This is a genomic window from Citrobacter sp. S46_ASV_140 (assembly GCF_018919545.1).
Lineage (GTDB): Bacteria > Pseudomonadota > Gammaproteobacteria > Enterobacterales > Enterobacteriaceae > Citrobacter > Citrobacter braakii.
The window spans coordinates 1-18,314 of the sequence record NZ_JAHLRC010000072.1 but is presented as its reverse complement, the minus strand read 5'-3'; the positions used below and the strand labels follow the sequence as shown (position 1 = coordinate 18,314).

Annotated in this window: 19 protein-coding genes and 1 riboswitch; of the genes, 9 read left to right on the top strand and 10 right to left on the bottom strand. The window is 55.1% G+C overall.

Features of this window, described 5'->3' with window-relative positions:
- Positions 1 to 520: 520 nt before the first annotated feature.
- Complete coding sequence (locus KQJ19_RS16665) at positions 521 to 733, top strand: RNA chaperone/antiterminator CspA (protein ID WP_016155304.1); 213 nt, start codon at positions 521 to 523, stop codon at positions 731 to 733.
- A gap of 119 nt (positions 734 to 852) precedes the next feature.
- On the opposite strand, the gene thiH is transcribed toward KQJ19_RS16665, so the two are convergent.
- The 7 genes from thiH to KQJ19_RS16630 form a co-directional block, all read right to left on the bottom strand.
- Positions 853 to 1,986 (bottom strand): 2-iminoacetate synthase ThiH, encoded by a 1,134-nt coding sequence (thiH, locus tag KQJ19_RS16660; RefSeq protein WP_016157943.1) that lies wholly within the window; start codon positions 1,984 to 1,986, stop codon positions 853 to 855.
- Positions 1,983 to 2,753 carry a thiazole synthase gene (gene thiG, locus KQJ19_RS16655; protein ID WP_016157944.1) on the bottom strand — a complete coding sequence of 257 codons (771 nt, stop codon included), beginning with the start codon at positions 2,751 to 2,753 and terminating at the stop codon, positions 1,983 to 1,985. Before thiG ends, thiH begins: the two co-directional genes overlap by 4 nt.
- A 1-nt stretch (position 2,754) precedes the next feature.
- The gene (gene thiS / locus KQJ19_RS16650) at positions 2,755 to 2,955 is read right to left on the bottom strand and encodes a sulfur carrier protein ThiS (protein ID WP_016155307.1); all 201 of its coding nucleotides are present in this window, start codon (positions 2,953 to 2,955) and stop codon (positions 2,755 to 2,757) included.
- The gene (locus tag KQJ19_RS16645) at positions 2,936 to 3,694 is read right to left on the bottom strand and encodes a HesA/MoeB/ThiF family protein (RefSeq protein WP_075849248.1); all 759 of its coding nucleotides are present in this window, start codon (positions 3,692 to 3,694) and stop codon (positions 2,936 to 2,938) included. The genes thiS and KQJ19_RS16645 overlap by 20 nt, the downstream gene beginning before the upstream one ends.
- Entirely contained in the window at positions 3,687 to 4,322 is a 636-nt protein-coding gene (gene thiE / locus KQJ19_RS16640; protein WP_047498837.1) for a thiamine phosphate synthase, read from the bottom strand. The genes KQJ19_RS16645 and thiE overlap by 8 nt, the downstream gene beginning before the upstream one ends.
- Positions 4,322 to 6,220, bottom strand: coding sequence for a phosphomethylpyrimidine synthase ThiC (gene thiC, locus KQJ19_RS16635; RefSeq protein ID WP_047498840.1), 1,899 nt, complete (start codon positions 6,218 to 6,220; stop codon positions 4,322 to 4,324). The genes thiE and thiC overlap by 1 nt, the downstream gene beginning before the upstream one ends.
- Positions 6,221 to 6,303: 83 nt before the next feature.
- Positions 6,304 to 6,426, bottom strand: a riboswitch (TPP riboswitch).
- A 49-nt stretch (positions 6,427 to 6,475) separates the two neighbouring features.
- The gene (locus KQJ19_RS16630; protein WP_016155311.1) at positions 6,476 to 6,964 is read right to left on the bottom strand and encodes an Rsd/AlgQ family anti-sigma factor; all 489 of its coding nucleotides are present in this window, start codon (positions 6,962 to 6,964) and stop codon (positions 6,476 to 6,478) included.
- A 96-nt stretch (positions 6,965 to 7,060) separates the two neighbouring features.
- On the opposite strand from KQJ19_RS16630, the gene nudC reads away from it, so the two are divergent.
- The 6 genes from nudC (at position 7,061) to KQJ19_RS16600 (ending at position 11,419) form a co-directional block, all read left to right on the top strand.
- A complete protein-coding gene (gene nudC, locus KQJ19_RS16625) occupies positions 7,061 to 7,834 on the top strand; it encodes an NAD(+) diphosphatase (RefSeq protein ID WP_016155312.1) in 774 nt (257 codons plus the stop codon).
- Positions 7,835 to 7,877: 43 nt separating this feature from the next.
- On the top strand, positions 7,878 to 8,942 hold the full coding sequence (gene hemE, locus KQJ19_RS16620) for a uroporphyrinogen decarboxylase (protein ID WP_046276272.1): 1,065 nt from the start codon (positions 7,878 to 7,880) through the stop codon (positions 8,940 to 8,942).
- A 9-nt stretch (positions 8,943 to 8,951) separates the two neighbouring features.
- Complete coding sequence (gene nfi / locus KQJ19_RS16615) at positions 8,952 to 9,632, top strand: deoxyribonuclease V (RefSeq protein ID WP_047416002.1); 681 nt, start codon at positions 8,952 to 8,954, stop codon at positions 9,630 to 9,632.
- A 33-nt stretch (positions 9,633 to 9,665) separates the two neighbouring features.
- Positions 9,666 to 10,256 carry a YjaG family protein gene (locus KQJ19_RS16610; RefSeq protein WP_003842015.1) on the top strand — a complete coding sequence of 197 codons (591 nt, stop codon included), beginning with the start codon at positions 9,666 to 9,668 and terminating at the stop codon, positions 10,254 to 10,256.
- 186 nt (positions 10,257 to 10,442) lie between these two features.
- Positions 10,443 to 10,715 carry a nucleoid-associated protein HU-alpha gene (hupA, locus tag KQJ19_RS16605; RefSeq protein WP_001044509.1) on the top strand — a complete coding sequence of 91 codons (273 nt, stop codon included), beginning with the start codon at positions 10,443 to 10,445 and terminating at the stop codon, positions 10,713 to 10,715.
- A gap of 11 nt (positions 10,716 to 10,726) precedes the next feature.
- Positions 10,727 to 11,419, top strand: coding sequence for a DUF1481 domain-containing protein (locus KQJ19_RS16600; RefSeq protein ID WP_047359007.1), 693 nt, complete (start codon positions 10,727 to 10,729; stop codon positions 11,417 to 11,419).
- 59 nt (positions 11,420 to 11,478) lie between these two features.
- Here the strand turns inward: KQJ19_RS16600 and zraP are convergent, their stop codons facing one another.
- Entirely contained in the window at positions 11,479 to 11,919 is a 441-nt protein-coding gene (zraP, locus tag KQJ19_RS16595) for a zinc resistance sensor/chaperone ZraP (RefSeq protein WP_216403877.1), read from the bottom strand.
- Positions 11,920 to 12,183: 264 nt separating this feature from the next.
- Here zraP and zraS point away from each other — a divergent pair, with 264 nt between their 5' ends.
- Both zraS and zraR read left to right on the top strand, forming a co-directional pair.
- On the top strand, positions 12,184 to 13,569 hold the full coding sequence (zraS, locus tag KQJ19_RS16590; protein ID WP_047498846.1) for a two-component system sensor histidine kinase ZraS: 1,386 nt from the start codon (positions 12,184 to 12,186) through the stop codon (positions 13,567 to 13,569).
- A 5-nt stretch (positions 13,570 to 13,574) separates the two neighbouring features.
- Entirely contained in the window at positions 13,575 to 14,900 is a 1,326-nt protein-coding gene (gene zraR, locus KQJ19_RS16585) for a sigma-54-dependent response regulator transcription factor ZraR (RefSeq protein WP_216403876.1), read from the top strand.
- Here the strand turns inward: zraR and purD are convergent.
- Together purD and purH are read right to left on the bottom strand one after the other, a co-directional pair.
- Positions 14,897 to 16,186, bottom strand: coding sequence for a phosphoribosylamine--glycine ligase (gene purD, locus KQJ19_RS16580; RefSeq protein ID WP_016157951.1), 1,290 nt, complete (start codon positions 16,184 to 16,186; stop codon positions 14,897 to 14,899). The two genes, zraR and purD, sit on opposite strands and share 4 nt — an antisense overlap.
- 15 nt (positions 16,187 to 16,201) lie before the next feature.
- Positions 16,202 to 17,791 carry a bifunctional phosphoribosylaminoimidazolecarboxamide formyltransferase/IMP cyclohydrolase gene (gene purH / locus KQJ19_RS16575; protein WP_216403875.1) on the bottom strand — a complete coding sequence of 530 codons (1,590 nt, stop codon included), beginning with the start codon at positions 17,789 to 17,791 and terminating at the stop codon, positions 16,202 to 16,204.
- Between the last annotated feature and the right edge of the window lie 523 nt (positions 17,792 to 18,314).

Below are 18,314 nucleotides of genomic sequence, written 5' to 3'. Positions count from 1 at the left end.
GTTTAGGTCACCAGCCTTGAGTTCTATTATCAAGCGGGTGGAATGTGTTTAACGGTAAATAGAGGACGGTTTTAGTTAGTATCAATATCCAATATTATCTGTAGTAAACGTGTACATTTTAAAGTAGTACCATCAGCAGTATTAAATCGTTAAGTTTATTAATGTTAAATTTGAAGTGTGTAGTAACTTAAAGCCCTGACTGCAATGGTCAGGGCTTTTGTTCATTTTAGATCAAGTTGTTACCTGAAATGCTCAACCGCGATGGTGTAACATTTCGGTGCTAATCGATTATTAAATAAATTAATGCTTGCTTATTGATTAGAAGTAAGTCTACTATAGCGACATCGGTTTGATACACAGACCTTATGAAAGCAGTTTTAGTAAAGCAGTTCTCAGTTCAAGCGTTATCCTCAGATACTCTTCTTCATGAGCCTCCTCCCTAAGTGCCCCATAAGTTAATTTCTGCAAAACAGGCCATCTTCGCTGCTTAAGCGGCTCAAAAATATGAAAGGAAGTATCTATGTCTAACAAAATGACTGGTTTAGTAAAATGGTTTAACTCTGAGAAAGGCTTCGGCTTTATCACTCCTCAGGACGGTAGCAAGGACGTGTTTGTGCATTTCTCTGCTATCCAGAGTAACGATTTTAAAACATTAGACGAAGGTCAAAAAGTGGAGTTCTCTGTGGAGAATGGCGCTAAAGGCCCGTCTGCTGTTAACGTTGTCGCGCTGTAATCGCCGATAATTTCACTAATGCTTACAATAGCGATGAAGGCCAGAGCCTGAGCAGTTAAGTGACAGTGAAGAAAAACCCGCGAAAGCGGGTTTTTTCGTTTTATGCGATTGCTCCGGACTTACGGCATCTGCGAAGCGCGTCCCAGATAGCTGTCCCAGTCCTTCCACACGGGCTGTAACCCCTGCGCCATTAGTGCTTCAGCAACGGCTTCTGGGCGACGGGCGTCGTGTGGGGAGAACTGTTCCAGTTCAGGATGGTTATCGGCATAACCGCCGGGCTGTGTTTTTGAGAAGGCGCTGACGTTGTTGATCGCCAGCGGGATCACATGATCACGGAACCATGGCGATTCGCGGGTGGAGAGCGACAGCTCAATTTCTGGCGCCAGTAAACGAAACGCGCAAATGGTTTGGACCAACTGTCGCTCGTCCATGATCGATGCGGGTTCAACGCCACCGGTGCATGGGCGCAGGCGAGGGAAGGAGATGGAGTAGCGGCTCTGCCAGTAATGCTGCTGCATCCACAGCAGATGTTCAGCCACCATATAGCAATCGACCCGCCAGCTGTCGGACAAACCAATCAACGCGCCAAGACCGATTTTGTCGATCCCTGCGCGGCCCAGCCTGTCCGGCGTTTCCAGTCGCCAGAAGAAATCCTGCTTTTTCCCCTTCAGATGGTGGCGAGCGTAAATCGCCTCATGATAGCTCTCCTGATACACCATCACGCCATCCAGTCCCAGCGTCTTCAGCTCCGCATATTCAGCCTCTGACAGCGGCTGAACTTCCATCTGCAACGAGGCAAACTGGCGGCGAATGGTGGGCAAATGGCGACGAAAGTAATCCATTCCGACTTTTGCCTGATGTTCACCGGTGACCAACAACAGATGCTCAAAACCCAGCTCACGGATAGCGGTACACTCTCGTTTTATCTCATCTTCGTCCAGCGTTTTGCGTTTGATACGGTTGCTCATGGAAAAGCCGCAGTAGGTGCAGTCGTTGGCGCAAAGATTCGAGAGATACAGCGGAACATAAAAGCTGACCGTGTTGCCGAAGCGCTGCCGGGTCAGGCGCTGCGCTCGCTGTGCCAACGGCTCCAGAAAGTCGGCTGCGGCAGGGGAGAGCAACGCCATCAGATCGTCGCGACTAAGCTGTGAAGCGTTGAGGGCGTGCTCCACGTCAGCGGCGGTTTTACCGTTGATACGCAGGCGGATGTCATCCCAGTCAAGCTGGCGCCAGCGGTCGCTGAACGTTTTCATACGAAGGCCTCCAGGAATCCGGTTAACGGGCTGGTGGCGCTTGCCTGCGAACTTTTGCTTCCTGGTACCGCCTGGCGCGCCAGAAGGCCCGCTTCAACCGCCAGACGGAAGGCGGTAGCCATCGTGACCGGGCAGTCGGCCACGGCGATTGCCGTGTTGACCAGCACTGCGTCGGCACCCATTTCCAGCGCCTGTGTGGCGTGGCTGGGGACGCCGATACCCGCATCAACCACCACCGGTACGGTTGCCTGTTGGATAATAATCTCCAGCATCGCTTTCGTTTCCAGTCCCTGATTAGAACCGATGGGCGCGCCGAGCGGCATTACCGCCGCGCAGCCGACCTCTTCCAGCCGCTTACACAGCACCGGATCCGCGCCGCAGTAGGGCAGCACCACAAAGCCCTGTTTCACCAATGCTTCCGCGGCTTTTAACGTTTCAATCGGATCCGGCAATAGCCAGCGGGCGTCCGGGTGGATTTCTAATTTTAGCCAGTTTGTGCCCAGCGCTTCACGCGCCAACTGGGCGGCGAAAATAGCCTCTTCCGCGGTTTTCGCCCCAGAGGTGTTAGGCAGTAGCGTCACCCCCGCGTCGATAAGTGGGGCCAGAATGGCATCGTTGTGCTGGCGCAAATCCACGCGCTTCATCGCCAGCGTCACCAGTTGGCTGCCGGAGGCGCGAATCGCCTCGACCATCAGCTGCGACGAAGCAAATTTTCCGGTGCCGGTGAACAGATGTGAATCAAACGTTTTGTCGGCAATACGTAACATATCAACCCCCTGCAATAACCTGAAAAAGCAGGATCTGGTCGCCTTCCTGCACGATTTGCTGCTCCCACTGCTCGCGCGGCAGGATCTGCTGATTGAGCGCCAGCGCCGCTCCCGGTTTAAGTTGATTTAGCGCAGTGAGCAGCCCGCTGACGGTTTGTCCCTCGGCGCACTGCATCGGCTCATCATTGAACTGAATCTGCATGTTGTCCTCCGCAGACCGGGCAGCCGCTGGCACGACGTAGCGCGAGGCTGCGCCACTGGCTGGTTTTACCGTCGAACAGGCGTAGCTCCCCACTGGGAGTTTCAATGCCGCTGAGTAATTTAATCGCCTCCAGTGCTTGCAAGGTGCCCATCACGCCCACAACCGGGCCGACGATGCCGGCGGTGCGGCAGTTGCGTTGCGGCTCTACATCATCCGGCCACAGGCAACGGTAACAGCCTTGTTCCCACGGTGGCGTCAGTACCATTAGCTGGCCGCCAAAGCCCACAGCGCTGGCGGTGATGAGCGGAGTGTTGAGCATCACGCAGGCGGCGTTAATTTCCTGGCGCGTCGCCATGTTGTCGGTACAGTCGAGCACCACGTCGGCACGCGCTACCGCATGCCGGAGCGCCTCACCGGTCAGCCGCTGCTCAAGGACGACCAGCTCGCTGTCCGGATTAAGGCGTGCCAGATGTCGCTTTGCCGCCTGTGCTTTCGGCCGGGCGATATCATCGGTGGTGAACAATATTTGCCGCTGCAGGTTGCTCAGATGAACGTCATCATCGTCCGCCAACGTCAGCGTGCCGACGCCCGCTCCCGCCAGATACAGTGCCGCAGGCGAGCCGAGCCCACCTAAACCGACGATCAGCACATGGCTATCGAGCAGCTTTTGTTGGCCCTCAATGGCAATGTCGCCGAGCAGGATCTGGCGGCTGTAGCGCATAAAATCGCGGTCATTCATCGCCGGCTCCCGCAATGTCCAGTAGCTGCGCCGTGGCTGCCTGCCAGTCTGCGGCGTGGGTTATGGCGCTGACCACGGCAATGCTGCCAACGCCGGTCGCCAGCACCGCTGGGGCGCGCTCAAGGCTGATGCCGCCGATAGCGACAGTGGGGTAATCCGCCAGTCGTTTACTATGGCTTGCCAACTGCGTGAGACCCTGCGGGGCCGACGGCATCTGCTTGGTTTGCGTCGGGAAGACATGACCCAGCGCGATATAAGAAGGCTTAGCAGCCAGCGCTACGTCTATCTCCATATCATCGTGAGTGGAAACACCCAGGCGTAGCCCCGCCGCCTGAATCGCCTTCAGGTCGGTGGTTTCGAGGTCTTCCTGGCCCAGATGCACGCCGTACGCGTTGTGCTTAATTGCCAGACTCCAGTAGTCGTTGATAAACAGGCGAGCATCATAGCGATGCCCCAACTCTATGGCGGCAATGACGTCGGCTTCGACCTCTTCATCACGTTTATCTTTAATGCGCAGTTGGATCGTGCGCACACCTGCCTGCAGCAAGCGTTCAATCCATTCAACGCTGTCTACCACCGGGTAAAGCCCGAGGCGGAACGGCACGGTCGGGAAATCAGGCTGGTACATCACGCCTCCTCTTTTTTGAGGTAGATTTCGCCGCCTTTGGCGCGGAAGTTCTCCGACATATCCGCCATTCCGATTTCAATGGTTTGTGCGGCGGCGTAGTCGCGGACCTCCTGGCTGATTTTCATCGAGCAGAACTTCGGCCCGCACATGGAGCAGAAGTGGGCAACCTTGCCGGACTCCTGTGGCAGGGTTTCATCGTGATAGGCGCGGGCGGTGAATGGGTCGAGTGCGAGGTTAAACTGGTCTTCCCAGCGGAATTCGAAGCGCGCTTTCGACATGGCGTTATCGCGGATCTGCGCACCCGGATGGCCTTTGGCTAAATCAGCGGCGTGGGCGGCAATCTTGTAGGTAATCAGCCCTTGCTTCACGTCTTCTTTGTTCGGCAGGCCAAGGTGCTCTTTTGGCGTGACGTAGCACAGCATTGCACAGCCAAACCAGCCGATCATCGCCGCACCAATGCCGGAGGTGAAGTGGTCATAGCCCGGCGCGATATCTGTCGTCAACGGCCCTAAGGTGTAGAACGGCGCTTCATGGCAGTGCTCCAGCTCTTCGGTCATGTTGCGCTGGATCATATGCATCGGCACATGACCCGGGCCTTCAATCATCACCTGCACGTCGTATTCCCAGGCGATTTTGGTCAGTTCGCCCAGCGTATGCAGCTCGGAGAACTGCGCCTCGTCGTTGGCATCCTGAATCGAGCCTGGACGCAGGCCGTCGCCGAGAGAGAGCGAAACGTCATAGGCGGCACAGATTTCGCAAATCTCGCGGAAATGTTCAAACAGGAAGTTCTCTTTGTGATGAGAGAGACACCATTTCGCCATGATCGAACCGCCGCGCGAGACAATACCTGTCAGGCGTTTGGCGGTCATCGGCACGTAGCGCAGCAGTACGCCCGCGTGAATGGTGAAGTAGTCGACGCCCTGTTCGGCTTGTTCGAGCAGCGTGTCGCGGAAGGCTTCCCAGGTGAGATCTTCGGCGATCCCGTTAACCTTCTCCAGCGCCTGGTAGATCGGCACGGTACCGATCGGCACCGGGCTGTTACGCAGGATCCACTCGCGGGTTTCGTGAATATAGCGGCCGGTGGAGAGGTCCATCACCGTATCTGCGCCCCAGCGGGTCGACCACACCAGCTTCTCCACCTCTTCTTCAATGGAAGAGGTCACCGCCGAGTTACCGATGTTGGCGTTCACCTTCACCAGGAAGTTGCGGCCGATGATCATCGGCTCGGATTCCGGGTGGTTGATGTTGGCAGGAATAATCGCGCGGCCCGCAGCGACTTCATCACGCACGAATTCCGGGGTGATGTTTTCCGGCAGGCGCGCACCAAAGTTCATTCCTGGATGCTGATGGCGCAGCACTTCACTACGAATGCGCTCGCGGCCCATGTTTTCACGGATGGCGATAAATTCCATCTCCGGGGTAACCATCCCCTGACGGGCATAGTGCAACTGGGTAACGCGCTTGCCGGCTTTGGCGCGTTTTGGCGTCAGCAGGCCGCTGAAACGCAGCTCGTCCAGGCCATCGTCGGCCAGACGTTGTTTGGTATAAGCGGAGCTACGGTCGTCTAATTCTTCGCTATCGTTACGCGCCGCAATCCATGGCTGGCGCAGTTTTGCCAGACCCTGCTGAACGTTAATCGCCACATCAGGATCGCCGTACGGCCCGGAGGTGTCGTACACCGGCACGGCTTCGTTCTCTTCAAACTGCGGGTTGTCTTTCGTACCACCAATCAGCGTAGGACTTAGCTGGATTTCGCGCATCGGGATGCGGATATCCGCCTGCGAACCGGTGATGTAGATACGTTTTGAGTTAGGAAAGGCGGTACCTTCCAGCGTGTCGATAAAGTGTTGGGCTTGGGCGCGCTGTTCGCGGCGTGATGGTTTAGTAGTGGCAGACATAGCTCATTCCAAATAAAAGTAAGGATATGGCTTGTCAGACGACGGATGAAGCAAGAGAGACGAACGCCAAAGGGCGATACGGTTGTAGATTGACTCTTGTTCCCTTCGCAGGTTTTAACCTGATCAGGTTCCGCGGATCCCGAATTAACGGTCTCAGCCTTTTCCACTCATGCTGCTGTGGAAAATAAGCACTCCGACAAGAAGTAACCTCAAAAAGAGGTAATGAATGTAAATTACGCGTTAATGTCGCAAATCTCAAGCAGGACGTTTGATCATGCCACTCTCGTGCATCGCATCAAAAACCAGCATGATCAGCTTATCTTCCAGCACGAACCGGGCTTCCAGCGCCTCGCCGATATCCGATAAGGCCTGTTGAAATTCAAGGAAGTTATCGTGATCAATGGCGGTCTCCAGACTGGAATCATAGTAGTCCATGATCAGTTGCGTATTGGCTTCCAGGAGCGGCCAAATTTTTGTGGCTTTTAAAAGCTGCCCGTTCCCTTCCAATTTATGGAGAATACGTTCATAAATACTGAAGTGTCCGGTGGAAAGGTAATCGACCAGGCTCTGGCAAAAATCATCCAGCGCCTTTTCATTGAGCCGCATGTACGATTCTTTGCCAGGCTTAATGCCAACCAGATTGTAGTAAGCCACGAGCAGGTGCTTACGTACATGTAGCCAGCGATCAACCAGTTTGTTACTTCCTCCGACGTGCTCCGTCAGGCTTTCCAGCTGGTTTAGCATGATTGACTCCGCAAGATGGTGTTTAGGAACGGCTCACCCGTAAATGTAAAAATAATGTAAACAACATGCCTGTGAAGCAAAGGTTGCGCAAGAGATATGGATCGTATAATTGAAAAATTAGATAGCGGCTGGTGGATTGTCAGTCATGAGCAAAAGTTATGGTTGCCTCATGGCGAACTGCCTTACGGCGACGCAGCAAGTTTTGATCTGACCGGGCAGCGTGCACTTCCTATAGGCGAATGGGAAGGGGAGACGGTCTGGCTGGTGCAGCAGCAGCGTCGGCACGATATGGGGTCTGTGCGCCAGGTCATTGACCAGGATGTTGGCCTGTTTCAACTGGCCGGACGCGGTGTACAACTGGCCGAGTTCTACCGCTCACATAAATTCTGCGGTTACTGCGGTCATCCCATGCACCCGAGTAAAACGGAATGGGCGATGCTGTGTAGCCACTGTCGAGAACGCTACTACCCGCAAATTGCGCCCTGTATTATCGTCGCTATTCGCCGTGACGACGCTATCCTGCTAGCCCAACATGTTCGCCATCGTAACGGCGTGCATACCGTGCTGGCGGGTTTTGTCGAAGTGGGCGAGACCCTCGAGCAGGCGGTGGCGCGCGAAGTCATGGAAGAGAGCGGCATTAAGGTGAAAAACCTGCGCTACGTCACTTCTCAGCCGTGGCCGTTCCCACAGTCTTTGATGACCGCATTTATGGCGGAGTATGATAGCGGCGAAATTGTTATTGACCCGAAGGAACTGCTGGAAGCGAACTGGTATCGCTACGACGATTTACCGCTCCTGCCCCCGCCGGGCACCGTCGCGCGTCGATTGATTGAAGATACTGTCGCCCTCTGTCGGGCAGAGTATGAGTGACACACATGTTACACTGGCGTGAAATAGCTCAAGGAATGGAAAAATGACCGAACTGAAGAACGATCGTTATCTGCGTGCGCTGCTGCGCCAGCCCGTTGATGTCACTCCGGTATGGATGATGCGCCAGGCGGGCCGCTATCTACCGGAATATAAAGCCACGCGTGCCGAAGCGGGCGATTTTATGGCGCTGTGCAAAAATGCCGAGCTGGCCTGCGAAGTCACGCTGCAGCCGCTGCGTCGCTATAAGCTTGATGCGGCGATCCTCTTTTCGGATATCCTGACGATTCCCGATGCGATGGGACTTGGGCTGTATTTTGAAGCCGGAGAGGGCCCACGCTTTACCTCACCGATCGCCAGCAAGGCTGACGTCGACAAACTGCCGATCCCGGACCCGGAAGATGAGCTGGGGTATGTGATGAATGCGGTGCGCACTATCCGCCGTGAACTGAAAGGCGAAGTGCCGCTGATCGGCTTCTCCGGTAGCCCGTGGACACTGGCGACCTATATGGTCGAAGGCGGCAGTAGTAAGGCCTTCACCGTGATTAAAAAGATGATGTACGCCGATCCAAAGGCGCTGCATCTGCTGCTTGATAAGCTGGCGAAGAGCGTCACTCTGTACCTGAACGCGCAGATCAAAGCGGGCGCGCAGTCGGTAATGATTTTCGACACCTGGGGCGGTGTGCTGACCGGTCGCGACTATCAGCAGTTCTCCCTGTATTACATGCACAAAATCGTCGACGGTCTGATGCGCGAGAACGAAGGTCGTCGCGTACCGGTGACGCTGTTCACTAAAGGCGGTGGTCAGTGGCTGGAAGCGATGGCGGAAACCGGCTGTGATGCGTTAGGTCTGGACTGGACCACTGACATTGCCGATGCGCGTCGTCGTGTAGGTCATAAAGTGGCACTACAGGGCAATATGGATCCGTCCATGCTGTATGCGCCGCCAGCCCGCATCGAAGAAGAGGTGGCGACGATTCTGGCCGGTTTTGGTCAGGGTGAAGGCCATGTCTTTAACCTGGGCCACGGCATTCATCAGGATGTCCCGCCAGAGCATGCGGGTGTCTTTGTGGAGGCGGTACATCGGTTGTCTGAACAGTATCACCGCTAAGGAGTCATTATGGATCTTGCGTCATTACGCGCGCAGCAGCTTGAACTGGCCTCCTCAGTGATCCGCGAGGATCGCCTGAGGAGCGATCCGCCGGATCTGATCGGCGGGGCGGACGTTGGGTTCGAGCAGGGGGGCGAAGTGACGCGAGCCGCGATGGTCTTACTGAAGTACCCCTCGCTGGAACTGGTTGAATACAAGGTGGCGCGAATCGCCACCACCATGCCCTACATTCCTGGCTTTCTCTCCTTTCGCGAAACACCCGCGCTGATGGCCGCCTGGCAGCAGCTTTCGCACAAGCCTGATCTGCTGTTCGTTGACGGTCACGGGATCTCTCACCCTCGCCGTCTGGGCGTGGCCAGCCATTTTGGCCTGCTGGTGGATGTCCCGACGATTGGCGTGGCGAAAAAACGGTTGTGCGGCAAGTTTGAGCCGCTCGCCGCCGAACCCGGAGCGTTAGCGCCGTTGTTGGATAAAGGCGAACAGCTGGCATGGGTTTGGCGCAGCAAAGCACGCTGTAACCCGCTGTTTATCTCTACGGGTCATCGCGTGAGCCAGGACAGCGCGTTAGCGTGGGTACAACGCTGTATGAACGGCTATCGTCTGCCGGAACCAACACGCTGGGCAGATGCGGTGGCATCCGAACGCCCTGCTTTTACGCGGCTTGCAGCAAAAACGCCCCATATCGGGTAAACTGCCGCTAATTTCCGTATTTGAGAACTCATCATGTTACAAAATCCGATTCACCTGCGTCTGGAGAAGCTGGAAAGCTGGCAGCACGTCACGTTTATGGCCTGTCTGTGCGAACGCATGTACCCCAACTACGCCATGTTCTGTAAGCAAACCGAATTTGGCGATGGACAAATTTACCGCCGGATTCTGGATTTGATTTGGGAAGCGCTGACGGTTAAAGACGCGAAAATCAATTTCGATAGCCAGTTGGAAAAATTTGAAGAGGCTATTCCTTCAGCAGACGATTACGATCTGTACGGCGTTTATCCGGCGATTGATGCCTGTGTGGCATTAAGCGAACTGATGCATTCGCGTCTTAGCGGTGAAACGCTGGAACATGCAATTGAGGTTAGTAAGGCTTCGATTACGACGGTTGCGATGCTGGAAATGACCCAGGCTGGTCGCGAAATGACCGATGAAGAGCTCAAAGAGAACCCGGCCGTTGAGCAAGAATGGGATATTCAGTGGGAAATTTTCCGACTTTTAGCCGACTGTGAAGAACGCGATATTGAGCTGATAAAAGGGCTTCGTGCAGACCTGCGCGAGGCTGGCGAGAGCAATATTGGTATAAATTTTCAGCAATGACACCATAAAACGTGATTTAACGCCTGATTTGTCGTGCCTGAAGGCTTCCCATCCGCCCCCGGTCTGGTCTACATTTGGGGGGCGAAAAAAAGTGGCTATCGGTGCGTGTATGCAGGAGAGTGCTTTTCTGGCATTTCCGTCGCACTCGATGCTTAGCAAGCGATAAACACATTGTAAGGATAACTTATGAACAAGACTCAACTGATTGATGTAATTGCAGACAAAGCAGAACTGTCTAAAACACAGGCTAAAGCTGCTCTGGAATCCACTCTGGCTGCTATTACTGAGTCTCTGAAAGAAGGCGATGCTGTACAACTGGTTGGTTTCGGTACCTTCAAAGTGAACCACCGTGCTGAGCGCACTGGCCGCAACCCGCAGACCGGTAAAGAAATCAAAATTGCCGCAGCTAACGTACCGGCATTTGTTTCTGGTAAAGCACTGAAAGACGCGGTTAAGTAATTCGCGTGGCAGTGAACAGTTTTATCGAAGGGGCGGTTTCGCCCCTTTTGTCCATCTGGCGTCATTCGCTTTGGCTTTCAGGTGTGCTGTTACTGTCTGCCTGTAGTCGCCACTCTGAGCTTCCTCCGTTCACGGCCAGCGGCTATGTTGGCGATCAGGGGGCGGTACGCATTTGGCGTAAAGATTCCAGCGACGATGTTCACTTGCTCTCGGTATTTAGTCCGTGGCGTAAAGGCGATACCACCACCAGTGAATACCGCTGGCAGGGTGATTCGCTCTCGCTGATAGAACTCAACACTTACAGTAAACCACCGGAACATGTCCGTATACGCTTCGATGACCGGGGCGAACTGAGTTTCATGCAGCGTGAAGTCGATGGGCAAAAGCAGCAGCTTTCCAGCGATCAAATTGCGCTTTACCGCTATCGTGCCGATCAAATCCGCCAGACCAGCGATGCGTTGCGTCAGGGACGGGTGATATTGCGTCAGGGACGCTGGCATGCGAATAACACAGTCACGACCTGTGAAGGTGAAACACTGAAGCCCGATCTGGAATCGTGGGCGATAAACCACATTGAGCGCCGCCAGAGCCATTCATCTGTAGAAGTGAGTGTGGCATGGCTGGAAGCGCCCGAAGGGTCGCAGCTACTGCTGGTTGCTAATGAAGATTTTTGTCACTGGCAGCCTACTGCCAAAACCTTCTGAAAACCTGATGCCAGGACATCGGGCCAGATAAGGTGAGGCCGCCATCCGGCAAAAAACGTTTACCAGTGGCCCATTCCCATATGGCCGCCGCGATGGTTACCGCCACCGCCGCACCCGCCGTAGCCCATTCCCGCTCCGCGAGGTACGCCTGCCTGGGCCATTGCGACATCGCGTTTAACGCGCTGCTCATCCAGTGACTGATTCAACGCCTCCATCTCTTTTGCCACGGCATTAATTTTTGCAGTGTCCGGCGAGCTGGCTGTTAGCAACGCGTTGTACTCATAACGTTTAGAGGTCAGCTGTTGGCGCAAGGCGTTGGTCTGCGAGTAGTAATCATCATAGATTTTCTGCGCGGTAGCCTGCTGCTCAGTGGTCATTGGCGTACCGCCTCGTTGCTGCATTCCATCACCATATCCCCAGTGATTCTGCGCCAGCGTCGGGGTAGAGCCCAACGCGATAAGAGAGAGTGCAATCAGCGCCAGTTTGTTGTTCCGTTTCATGGGTCGTTCTCCTGTTGGTTAGATTACATTTCCTATTGCATCTTCCGTGCCAAAGCGGCAATCCCGGTCCCGCGGGAGTTGTAGTCGTGGCCTTTACAGGGCGACGAGTAAAAATGACTCGCCAGAACGCGCCGGCGGGTCATTTTTACCCGCTACTTTCAGCGGTTTGTGTCTGAGGGCAGGGTTATCACGGAGAAAAAATGGCATGATTTCTGCTGTATACCTGCAACGATGAAAGGAACAGGTGGGATAAAGGGAGAGCGTATGCGTCTTTATAAGGACACGGCGGCCAAGTGGTTGAGCCGACTCTTGCTGGCGGCAATCCTGATTTTGGTCGGTTGGTTTTCGATTATGACCATTCGGGACTATGGGCGGGAAAGCGGCGCCGCGCGGCAAACGCTACTGGAAAAAGGCAGCGTGCTCATCCGCGCTCTGGAGTCTGGTACGCGCGTAGGTATGGGGATGCGCATGCATCATGCTCAACAGCAGACGCTGCTGGAGGAAATGGCCGTACAACCAGGCGTGCTATGGTTTGCCGTCGTTGACGATCATGGCGTCATTATTACTCACAGCAATTCCGCGATGGTCGGTAAAACGCTCTATTCACCGGATGTCCTGCGACAACTAAGCCCCGGGGAACAGGAAAGCTGGCGGAATATTGACATGCCTACGGGGGACGGTGAAAAAACACCTGTCCTGGAAATTTATCGTCAGTTTCAGCCGATGTATGGTCCAGGACGTCATGGCATGGCGCGCTGTGCCAGCAATGACGGACAGCTTATCACCCCCGCACAAACCATATTTATCGCTTTTGATGCCAGCGATCTGGCTGCGACTCAGGCAAGAGAGTGGCGTAACACCCTGATCGTCCTGTCTGCGCTGGCGGCCGTGCTGCTGGCCACTGTGCTGACGTTCTTCTGGTATCAGCGCTATCAGCGCTCGTACAAAGAACTGCAGGATGCGATGAAGCGTAAAGAAAAACTGATGGCGCTCGGACATCTGGCGGCCGGGGTCGCGCATGAGATTCGAAACCCGCTTTCATCGATCAAGGGTTTAGCGAAGTATTTTGCTGAACGAACTCCGGCTGGTGGTGAGTCGCATGAGCTGGCGCAGGTGATGGCGAAAGAGGCGGACCGTTTAAATCGGGTGGTGAGCGAGCTGCTGGAGCTGGTGAAACCTGCGCATCTGACGCTGCAACAGGTGGATCTCAATGAGGTCATCACCCACTCATTAAACCTGGTGAGTCAGGATGCGGCAAGTCGGGAAATCCAGCTACGCTTTTCGGCCAGTTCCACGCTGCCCGCTATTCAGGCCGATCCCGACCGACTGACTCAGGTTCTGTTGAATCTGTATCTGAACGCCATTCATGCGATTGGTCGTCAGGGCACGATTACGGTTGAAGCGAGTGAAAGCAGCGGCGATCGCGTTAAAATCGTGGTTATTGATAGCGGGAAAGGGATTGCAGCGGAACAGCTGGAGGCTATTTTTACGCCTTACTTCACGACTAAAGCGGATGGAACCGGCCTTGGGCTGGCGGTAGTGCAGAACATAATTGAACAGCACGGTGGTACCATTCATGTGGCAAGCGTTGAGGGCAAAGGCGCAACCTTTACCCTCTGGCTGCCGACCAACGCGAAACAACAGGATTAACAAGGATGACGCGCGGAAAAATCAATATTCTGGTGGTAGATGACGATATCAGCCACTGCACCATTTTACAGGCGCTGCTGCGCGGCTGGGGTTATGAGGTCGCGCTGGCCTATAGCGGGCAAGCGGCACTGGAACAGGTGCGTGAACGCGTATTTGATTTAGTGCTGTGCGATGTGCGTATGGCGGAGATGGACGGCATTGCAACACTGAAAGAGATTAAAGCGCTGAATTCGGCGATTCCGGTATTGATCATGACGGCATTCTCCAGCGTGGAGACCGCCGTTGAGGCGCTGAAAACCGGGGCGCTGGACTACTTAATCAAGCCGCTGGATTTTGATCGCCTGCAGGAGACGCTGGAAAAGGCGCTGGCGCATACGCGGGAAATGGGCGCTGAACTGCCGTCAGGGTCGGCTGCGCAGTTCGGCATGATTGGCAGCAGTCCGGCGATGCAGCAGTTGATCAATGAAATCGCGATGGTTGCGCCCTCGGATGCAACGGTGCTCATTCACGGAGACTCCGGTACGGGGAAAGAGCTGGTGGCCCGGGCGCTGCATGCCAGCAGTGCCCGCTGTGATAAACCGCTGGTGACGCTGAACTGTGCGTCGCTTAATGAATCGCTGCTGGAGTCCGAACTTTTTGGTCATGAGAAAGGCGCGTTTACCGGCGCGGATAAGCGGCGGGAAGGGCGCTTTGTGGAAGCCGAAGGCGGCACGTTATTTCTTGATGAAATTGGCGATATCTCACCGCTAATGCAGGTGCGTCTGCTGCGGGCTATCCAGGAGCGGGAAGTGCAACGGGTTGGCAGCAACCAGACTATTGCGGTTGATGTCCGGCTGATCGCTGCCACTCATCGCGATCTGGCGGAGGAAGTTAACGCCGGGCACTTTCGTCAGGATCTCTACTATCGCCTGAACGTCATCACTATTGAAATGCCAGCGCTGTGCCAGCGTCGGGAAGATATTCCTCTGCTGGCCGAACATTTTCTCCAGCGTTTTGCCACACGTAATCGAAAAGCGGTGAAAGGCTTTACTCCGCAGGCGATGGATCTGCTGATCCACTATGACTGGCCGGGTAATATCCGTGAGCTGGAAAATGCGATTGAGCGTTCGGTGGTGCTGCTAACGGGGGAATATATTTCCGAACGCGAGCTGCCGATGGCGATTGCCGCGACGCCGATAAAAACGGAATACAGTGGCGAGATTCAACCGCTGGTGGATGTCGAAAAAGAAGTGATTCTGGCGGCGCTGGAAAAAACGGGCGGCAATAAAACCGAAGCCGCCCGTCAGTTAGGTATTACGCGCAAAACGCTGCTGGCTAAGCTCAGCCGTTAGTTTTGCTCACGTTCGATGGCGCGCCAGCCGATGTCGTTACGGCTGAAGCTGCCGTCCCAACGGATGTCGGTCATCAGGGCGTAGGCACGCTGCTGCGCCTCGGCAACGGTGTTGCCCAGCGCGGTGGCGCACAGGACGCGACCGCCGTTGGTCAGCACGCGATCGTCAGCAGACAGTTTGGTGCCCGCGTGGAACACTTTACCGTCAGCGACTTCTTCCAGCGGCAGGCCGTGGATCTCATCGCCAGTATTGTAGTTGCCCGGATAACCCCCTGCGGCAATCACTACGCCCAAAGAGGCGCGTTCGTCCCACTCAGAGGTTTTCTCATCCAGCTTGCCATCACAGGCGGCAAGGCACAGTTCGACCAGATCCGATTTCATACGCAGCATAATCGGCTGGGTTTCCGGATCGCCGAAGCGGCAGTTGAACTCGATAACCTTCGGGTTGCCCTGTTTGTCGATCATCAGACCCGCGTACAGGAAACCGGTGTAAGTGTTCCCTTCCGCCGCCATGCCTTTTACGGTTGGCCAGATGATGCGTTCCATGGTGCGCTGATGAACGTCGTCAGTCACCACCGGTGCAGGTGAGTAAGCGCCCATACCGCCGGTGTTCGGACCGGTATCGCCGTTGCCCACGCGTTTGTGGTCCTGGCTGGTGGCCATTGGCAGCACGTGCTCGCCGTCAACCATCACGATAAAGCTCGCTTCTTCACCGTCAAGGAACTCTTCGATAACGATACGGTGGCCCGCATCGCCAAAAGCGTTACCTGCCAGCATGTCATGAACAGCGGCTTCGGCTTCCTCCAGCGTCATCGCGACGATAACGCCTTTACCGGCGGCCAGGCCGTCGGCCTTGATAACGATCGGCGCGCCTTTCTCACGCAGATAGGCCAACGCAGGCTCAATCTCGGTGAAGTTCTGATACTCCGCCGTTGGAATGTTATGACGGGCAAGGAAATCTTTGGTGAAGGCTTTGGAGCCTTCCAACTGCGCTGCACCTTCGGTTGGGCCGAAGATTTTCAGACCGGCGGCGCGAAACGCATCGACCACGCCAATTACCAGAGGCGCTTCTGGGCCAACGATGGTCAGATCGATCTTCTCATTCTGGGCAAAGCTCAGCAGCGCCGGAATATCGGTCACGCCGATTGCCACGTTTTGCAGCGCAGGTTCCAGCGCGGTGCCCGCGTTGCCTGGTGCGACAAATACCGTTTCGACTTTTGGCGACTGCGCCGCTTTCCAGGCCAGCGCGTGTTCGCGCCCGCCGTTGCCAATCACTAATACTTTCATCGTCTGCTCCGTGGATTAATGGCGGAAGTGGCGCATGTCGGTGAACACCATCGCTATGCCGTGCTCGTCGGCGGCAGCAATGACTTCATCATCACGGATAGAACCGCCCGGCTGGATCACGCAGGTCACACCGGCGGCGGCGGCGGCATCAATCCCATCGCGGAACGGGAAGAAGGCGTCGGATGCCATAGAGGAACCTTGAACTTCCAGACCTTCGTCGGCGGCTTTAATCCCGGCGATTTTTGCGGAATATACGCGGCTCATCTGGCCTGCGCCTATACCGATAGTCATGTTCTCTTTGGCGTAAACAATGGCGTTGGATTTTACAAATTTAGCCACTTTCCAGCAGAACAGCGCATCGCGCAGTTCCTGTTCGGTCGGCTGACGTTTGGAAACTACGCGCAGTTCACCTTCGCTCACCATACCCAGGTCACGATCCTGAACCAGCAGACCGCCGTTAACGCGTTTGAAGTCCAGGCCCGGCACACGTTGTGCCCACTGACCGCAGGTCAGCACGCGGACGTTCTGTTTGGCGGCGGTGATTTTCAGTGCGTCTTCGGTTGCGGATGGCGCGATGATCACTTCCACGAACTGACGGGAAATGATGGCTTGAGCAGTTTCGGCATCCAGTTCGCGGTTGAAGGCGATGATGCCGCCGAACGCAGAGGTCGGGTCGGTTTTATAGGCGCGGTCGTAAGCATCGAGAATAGAGGTACTGACAGCCACGCCGCACGGGTTAGCGTGTTTGACGATCACACAGGCTGGCTCGTTGAATTCTTTTACGCACTCCAGCGCCGCATCGGTATCGGCGATGTTGTTGTAGGAAAGTGCTTTGCCCTGTACCTGCTGCGCGGTGGCAACGGACGCTTCTTTAACATTCTCTTCTATATAGAAGGCAGCCTGTTGGTGGCTGTTCTCGCCGTAGCGCATATCCTGCTTCTTAATGAAGTTCAGGTTCAGTGTACGTGGAAAGCGACCGGCGGCTTCTTTGCTTTCGCCGTGGTAGGCCGGAACCATGCTACCGAAGTAGTTGGCGATCATGCTGTCGTAAGCGGCGGTGTGTTCGAAGGCTTTAATCGCGAGATCGAAACGTGTGTCGAGGGTCAGAGAACCGTCGTTGGCATCCATCTCTTTAATAATGGCTGCGTAGTCGCTGCTCTTCACAACGATAGCCACATCTTTATGGTTCTTGGCAGCGGAACGCACCATCGTCGGGCCGCCGATATCAATGTTTTCTACCGCATCTTCCAGCGAGCAGCCTTCACGGGCAACGGTCTCGGCGAACGGGTACAGGTTAACAACCACCATGTCGATAGGTGCGATGCCGTGCTGTTCCATAATCCCGTCGTCCTGACCGCGACGACCAAGAATGCCGCCGTGGACTTTCGGATGCAGGGTCTTTACGCGTCCATCCATCATTTCCGGGAAGCCGGTGTAATCGGAAACTTCGGTCACTGGCAGGCCTTTCTCAGCCAACAGGCGCGCAGTGCCACCTGTAGACAGCAGCTCCACACTGCGTGCGGAAAGTGCCTGAGCGAATTCGATGATACCGGCCTTGTCAGAAACACTGAGCAGAGCGCGGCGGACTGGACGACGTTGTTGCATGGTAAATCCCCTGGATTTGACTATTACAGAGAGCGTTAGGTGAATTCTTGGCTAAAAACTCAGCTAACGCCCCTTACGGGGCATCCTTGTTGTGCGGGGGCATTGTAACGAAAACGTTTGCGCAACGCTCGCGAATTTTTAATTTTCGATTTTGACCTCTTCTTTTTCCGTTGAAGGATGCTCATATAAACAGAGAAGTGCATAAACGATCGCGTGGTTTGTGGATAACTCTGTGTGTAAATGGGTATAAGGCGGGGTTTTGCTGTGGAATGCAGCGGTCAGTCATTTTTCTGCAATTTAAGGGTTGCGGGCCGCGGGAAACTCCCTATAATGCGCCTCCATCGACACGGCGGATGTGAATCACTTCACGCAAACAGCCGGTTCGGTTGAAGAGAAAAACCTGAAAATGAGGGTTGACTCTGAAAGAGGAAAGCGTAATATACGCCACCTCGCGACAGAGCGCTAAAGCGCGTCGCAACTGCTCTTTAACAATTTATCAGACAATCTGTGTGGGCACTCGAAG